A 5,525-nucleotide genomic window follows, 5' to 3' on the forward strand; every position below is an offset into this window, starting at 1 on the left:
TAGGCCATCGCCGCAGGCGACGCGAAGCGCCCTTGAGGTTGGAGGGGCGCGGGAACACAATGCAGGCGACTCCACCCAGGGGCACGCAGCCGCAGGCTGCGCACGAGTGCGCCCGCGCGCTCGCACCACCCTCGACACGTCAAAGGCCCCCGGCAGTCCTACAACTACCCACCGGGCCCGATCTGTAGACCGCAGCATACGCACACGACTTCACCACCACCCCCGTATGCCAGCGCAACCACCACGCAAACGCACCGATACCCACCCAAACGCAACCACACACTCTTTCCAACCACCGAACTTCCACCACCACCCCTAACCCAACCAACATCTCTTGGATCTCCTCCCCCTCCCACACCCTCATCTCATGCGCACGAAGTGGGTATGAGATGAGGGTGTGGGAGGGGGAGGAGATCCGACGGCGCGAAGCGTCGTCCATGCAGGTCAGGGGTGGTGGTGGACTCGGAGGGCGCTCGCCAAAAGATGAGACAATTTGTCTCAGCTTTTCCACCACTTTTGTACACGTTTTCGCATCGCTTTCTCACCGGCCCAGAGGCCGAATACGACCGGAACCGGCGACTCACACCGCCCGAGTTCACCCACTGTGAAACACGAATGCTCCTGTCCAGTTTTCTGGACGCGGTCCGGCTGACCGACTCCCCCGCGAACCGGCGGCGACCGAGCGAACCGGCGGCCGGCCGAATCGTTCACGCCTGGTTTCCGACAGTTCTTCGACTGCTGCCACCGCCCGGACCGGGTTCGAGGTTTCGGCGCCTGGCGGCACCGTGCGCGACCTACGGCCGCGTGCTCCCGCTGGGACGCCTGCATTGTGTTCCCGCGCCCCTCCAACCTCAAGGGCGCTTCGCGTCGCCTGCGGCGATGGCCTGCGGCCACCCTTGACCTTGGAGCCTCTACGCGAGAAGAGCAGGCGATAACGGGCAGGCCGGGGGCCTGCCCGGGTAGGGCGCAAGCGCCCCACCGGGAGCAGAAGAACCCGCGCAGATGCGGTACCAGCGGTAGACTGACCGAATCGTCCGGCGACGGACACACGAAAGCCACCTGCCGACTGGGACTCAGCAGGTGGCTTTTTCGTACGCAGAATGTACGCAGCACGTTCGAGCATCACCAGAACTACCCAACGCACCAAACAGCGAATGTGCAGGTCGGCCCAATGTTGCCAACGGCTTCAAAACCTGCCAATACGGGCAAATCGGGCGCGCCGCGCTCTCCTAAAGCGGGTGTCGCAGGTTCGAATCCTGCCGAGGGCACAACATTAGCGCTGGTCAGCCCGCTGTTTTGCGGAGGCTAATCGGCGCTGAACCGCTCTCTGTACGCAGTGAGTACGCAGCAACGAAACCCGTACGCGCTGCATCGAGCTTGGAAGCGACCGCATCCAGGTCGTCATCGAACAGGTCGGCGTAAACATCCAGCGTTGTGCTCGGCTTGTCGTGGCCGAGCATCCGCTGTATGGCGAGCACAGACGCACCCTCGGACACTGCGAGTGAAGCGGCCGTATGCCGTAGCTCATGCGGCGTCAGCCCATCCACCCCGGCCGCCTTCGCGGCACCGTCGAACCAGTCCCGACGCATATTGCGAGCCCGCAGCACTGCGCCCTGCGGTGAGGTGAACACCTCCGCATCGGCTTTGCGTCCGGCGATCCGCTGCCGCAGCGGTTCTACCAGGAAGGTCGGGAACGGCACGCTTCGCCGCTGGTGATCCTTCGGTGCTTTGATCACAAGTTCACCGTCCACCTCGGTGATTGTCCGTTCTATCTGGAATCGGTTCCGTGCGAGCGACACCGCGGACACCTGCATTCCGGCGAGCTCGGCGAATCGGAGCCCGCAATAGGCGAGCACCATCACGGTTAGCCAGTTGCTTCCGGCGTGTTCAGCCAGCAGTTCGACCTCGACCCCGGACAGGTAGCGACGCTTGGCCAGCTGCTGCTTGGGCCGGTCGACGGTATCGCAAGGGTTCACCGCGATTTTGCGGGTCCTCACAGCGTGGTCGCAGATTCCCGAGAGCACTCCGAGGTGCTTCCGCACTGTCCCGCCGGACGCACCGTTTTCGATCTGGGCCGTCACCCATTCACTGATCTCATCGTGCATTTCCATGAGGTCGGCAAGCCGGGTGCTTCCCCATCTAGGGATGATGTGCCGGTTCACGATGGAGACATTTCGGGACCGGGTGCTTTTCTCCCACGATGGATGGCTGGCCAACCACGCCTGAGCCACAACCCCAACGGTGGTGCGGCCAGCAGCTGGCGGAGCATGCCGGCCGGTGACTACTGCCGCCGTCTGTCCGTCCAACCACGCTTGAGCATCGGGCTTGCGGGCGAACCGTTTTGAGTGCTCCTTGCCTGCGCTATCCACGTAACGGGCACGCCACCGCTTGCCCTTGCCGTGGAGCTTGGACGGAACACGCCGGACCGTGCCGTCCTCCTGACGCTCATCTTTCGTCCAGAGGTCTTCGACCCCAGCCCGGCGGTTCCGTCGTGCTGCCATGATTACGCCGCACCCCCGGTGCGAGTCTGGGCTTCCTGCTCGGCAATCCACGCCTCGACGACACTCTGTCGCCACACGCGACGCCGACCGAGTTTGAAGCTATCCGGGCCGTTGCCGACGTGCGCCCAGTACCGCCACGTGGCGGCCGGGATACCGGTCAGTGCTTCGCAATCCTTGGCCTGCAGGTACCGATCGTTGTTCATTGTTTCTGTCCTTTCGGGTCTATGGCGACGGGCTGTCGCCTTGCTGTCGCCTTGTGCGACGGCGGCGACGCTGGGTGTCGCCTTGGGCTACGTGCTGTTGCCGAGTCGATATGGTTACCGTTCGGCGTTCCTTGCTGGCGTGATGCCAATTACGTCTTGATGGGTCTGAACTGCGATTTCTCGGGAAATTGAGCGTTCGGTCGGACTGTCGCCTGGGTTGTTGCCTGGTTTCAGCTACCGTCGCCGGTTGAATCTCGGGGACCTTCGGCGGGAACCGGCCCGCCCCTTGTGGCCTCTGGAATCCGTCCGGTGGCGGCGGGTGAATCCCGGCCTGTCGCCTCTCGTGTCGCTACCTGTCGCCCGGTGTCGCGCCCCAGTCGGCGGACGCGACACCGCGCACCGGTCAAGCGACAGAGGCGTCGCCCTTGACGACGGTGAGCTTCGGCCGACGCGGTGTGGTCGAGCCGTGCAACACCTCGTTCAGGTCGATAACCCGAACCGGCGGACCGGGCATGGAGGCCAGAGTGCGGGCGGCCGACAGGATGCCGTTGTGGGTCTCCCCGGCCTTGCAGAAGTACAGGACCCCCGCGCAGTCAGCGGCCTCGGCGGCCCTCTTCGCCCGCGCGACCGCAGTCTTGACCGCCGCGCCCTTCTTCTGGCTCAACTCGACCTCGACCGCCCACAGCCGGTCCTGCTCGTCCCAGTACCGGCCATCGTGGATATGCGGCCGGGCCTGCCCCGCCTTCGCCGGGCCGACCTGAGAACGCAACTCCCGCTCGGAAACCCACCGCTCCAGATCCGTCCCGACCAGCGCGAGACGTACATCGAACGATGCGGTCACATGGGCGGCCATCTTTGGTGTCGGCGTCCAGTAGTTCGCATGGAACGGCAACAGCGTCTCCACCGCGATCCGGGTCGGGAACACCCAGGCTGGACCGGGAACCGGCCGCACATTCACATCCGAGACCATCCCCATCGCCCGCCACTTCGCCACCGCACGGTAGGCGTTGGTCATCTTGACGCCGAGCAAGGCCGCTACCCGGTCCATCGGAGCCCCGTACATCTCGGCCAGGATCGTCAACGCGGTCATATCACGCGGGGTCAAACGATGATTCGCCATCTCACCGCTCCCATCCGTCACGGTCCCGACCGCTAACCAAACCCGCGAAAGCGTGACCCGGAATCGGCGAGCGTTCCGCTGCGGCCGACACCACATACTCCTCATCGGCGCGGCCTTCCAGCATCGCGTCCAGACGGGCACTCATGGCCAGATCCGCCGCATCCGCCTCGCGACGAGCCTGAATACGTTCGTCCCGATCCGGGTGCGCCGCCAACCACGCAGCCGCACGTTCATCAATGGCCCGCTGAGCCGCCGAGCGAACGGGCCGGTCCTGCTCCCGGCCGGCGCTTTCGGATTGCGGACGCACGGCATACTGCTCGCTGCTCATCGACCGAATCCGTCCTGGTCGCTCACCGCGGAGCCGTACTCGATCAGACCGCCGTTGCACACCCGGCAGATCGAATCCGATTCGCTGCCGATGTTCTGCGAACCGTCGCAGTCGAGGCACAGACCCCAGTAGCTCTCGGCGTGCATCTGCACACAACCACGGTTCTCGCATCCTCGTTCGCCGCAGTACCAGCAGAAACCGGCGAAGTTCAGACGGGCCGGACGTGGCAAGGAATGAACTACAGTAGACATACTTCTGGGACTCCCATCCTGAAGTGAATGCCGAAGCAGCTGGACACTGCTTTCGGCGCCTGACTCCCCGGTAGTTCGCGCTGCCGGGGAGTTTTTTCTTGACCTTCGTATGCTAGCACGGGATCACGTTCTCAAGCTAGTACGCAACAATAAAGTTGGGGACGTTGGTGATAGAATGGATATCGCCAGCTAGCACGCTAAGGCGTGAGGAGGTTTACTATGTCGCCGCGCTTAGACCGGCCTGCCCCTCCCTATGTGCAAATAGCCGAGCACTACCGGCAGCTGATCAAGAACGGCGAGCTGAGTGAGGGTGCCAAGCTGCCCTCAGTCGCCGAGGTTGCGGGCGACTGGAAAGTTGCCACTGCAACGGCGTCGAAAGCTCTCGGACAACTACGAGCCGAAGGGTTCGTTCGCAGCAACAACCAGGGAACGTTCGTATCAATCGGTCACAAGCAGACGACCGGACCGGACCGGTTGCAAATGCTTCGAGCGACAGGCAACGGGTTTCGGCCAGGCGAAACGGCCGAGATCGTAAGTTCCGGGATGACCGCCGCAGACAACGAGGTTGCCGAATCCCTCGGCCTGCCAGTTGAGTCAGACGTGATTCAGCGCCGACGGATCTACCGAGACGACCTCGGGATAGTGGCTGTATCGACGTCGTGGCTTCCTGGGGATCTCGCAGACCCAGCACCCGAACTGCTCTCGACGGCACCTCTCCCGAAGATGACTTTCGGCCTCGTGGAGGACCGGACCGGTCGGAGGGTGGTCCGGCGGCGGGATTTGGTTGCGATCCGGCCCGCCCCATCTGATGTCGCGGAGGTTCTCGGTGTCGCTGTCGGCGCCGATTGCCTGACTATGGCGAACCTGTACTGGGATGAAAACGGAGACCCAACCGAGTATGCGGTGGATTTCCTCGCTCGGGGGCGGGAACTCAGCGCTGAGTACTCGATGGACTGAATCGGGTTCGCGATGTAGGTCGCATTCGCGATTCACGTGAGGCCCTGGCATCTTGTGGGGACATCGATGCCAGGGCCTCACTGCATTCACTGCGCAACCACCGTCTGCTCCTGGGTGGAGGCGCTTGCGCCGACTCCGGGGCAGGCCCTCGGCCTGCCCCTCAAA

The 5,525-nt window shown here is 63.8% G+C and carries 6 protein-coding genes; 1 reads left to right on the forward strand and 5 read right to left on the reverse strand.

Going from position 1 to position 5,525, the window contains the following annotated elements:
• Positions 1-1,283: 1,283 nt before the first annotated feature.
• The 5 genes from NFL01S_RS33645 to NFL01S_RS36015 all read right to left on the reverse strand — a co-directional run bounded on the left by NFL01S_RS33645 (position 1,284) and on the right by NFL01S_RS36015 (position 4,403).
• On the reverse strand, positions 1,284-2,501 hold the full coding sequence (locus NFL01S_RS33645) for a tyrosine-type recombinase/integrase (protein WP_063916139.1): 1,218 nt from the start codon (positions 2,499-2,501) through the stop codon (positions 1,284-1,286).
• A gap of 2 nt (positions 2,502-2,503) precedes the next feature.
• Entirely contained in the window at positions 2,504-2,704 is a 201-nt protein-coding gene (locus tag NFL01S_RS33650) for a helix-turn-helix transcriptional regulator (protein ID WP_062980374.1), read from the reverse strand.
• A gap of 403 nt (positions 2,705-3,107) precedes the next feature.
• On the reverse strand, positions 3,108-3,824 hold the full coding sequence (locus tag NFL01S_RS33655; RefSeq protein WP_062980375.1) for a hypothetical protein: 717 nt from the start codon (positions 3,822-3,824) through the stop codon (positions 3,108-3,110).
• A 1-nt stretch (position 3,825) separates the two neighbouring features.
• On the reverse strand, positions 3,826-4,152 hold the full coding sequence (locus tag NFL01S_RS33660; RefSeq protein WP_062980376.1) for a hypothetical protein: 327 nt from the start codon (positions 4,150-4,152) through the stop codon (positions 3,826-3,828).
• Positions 4,149-4,403 (reverse strand): hypothetical protein, encoded by a 255-nt coding sequence (locus NFL01S_RS36015; protein WP_157117322.1) that lies wholly within the window; start codon positions 4,401-4,403, stop codon positions 4,149-4,151. Before NFL01S_RS36015 ends, NFL01S_RS33660 begins: the two co-directional genes overlap by 4 nt.
• A gap of 255 nt (positions 4,404-4,658) precedes the next feature.
• Here NFL01S_RS36015 and NFL01S_RS33665 point away from each other — a divergent pair, with 255 nt between their 5' ends.
• Positions 4,659-5,360, forward strand: a complete 702-nt coding sequence (locus NFL01S_RS33665) for a GntR family transcriptional regulator (protein ID WP_210744692.1) — start codon at positions 4,659-4,661, stop codon at positions 5,358-5,360.
• Positions 5,361-5,525: the final 165 nt, after the last annotated feature.

The organism is Nocardia flavorosea NBRC 108225 (assembly GCF_001613385.1).
GTDB classification, from domain to species: domain Bacteria; phylum Actinomycetota; class Actinomycetes; order Mycobacteriales; family Mycobacteriaceae; genus Nocardia; species Nocardia flavorosea.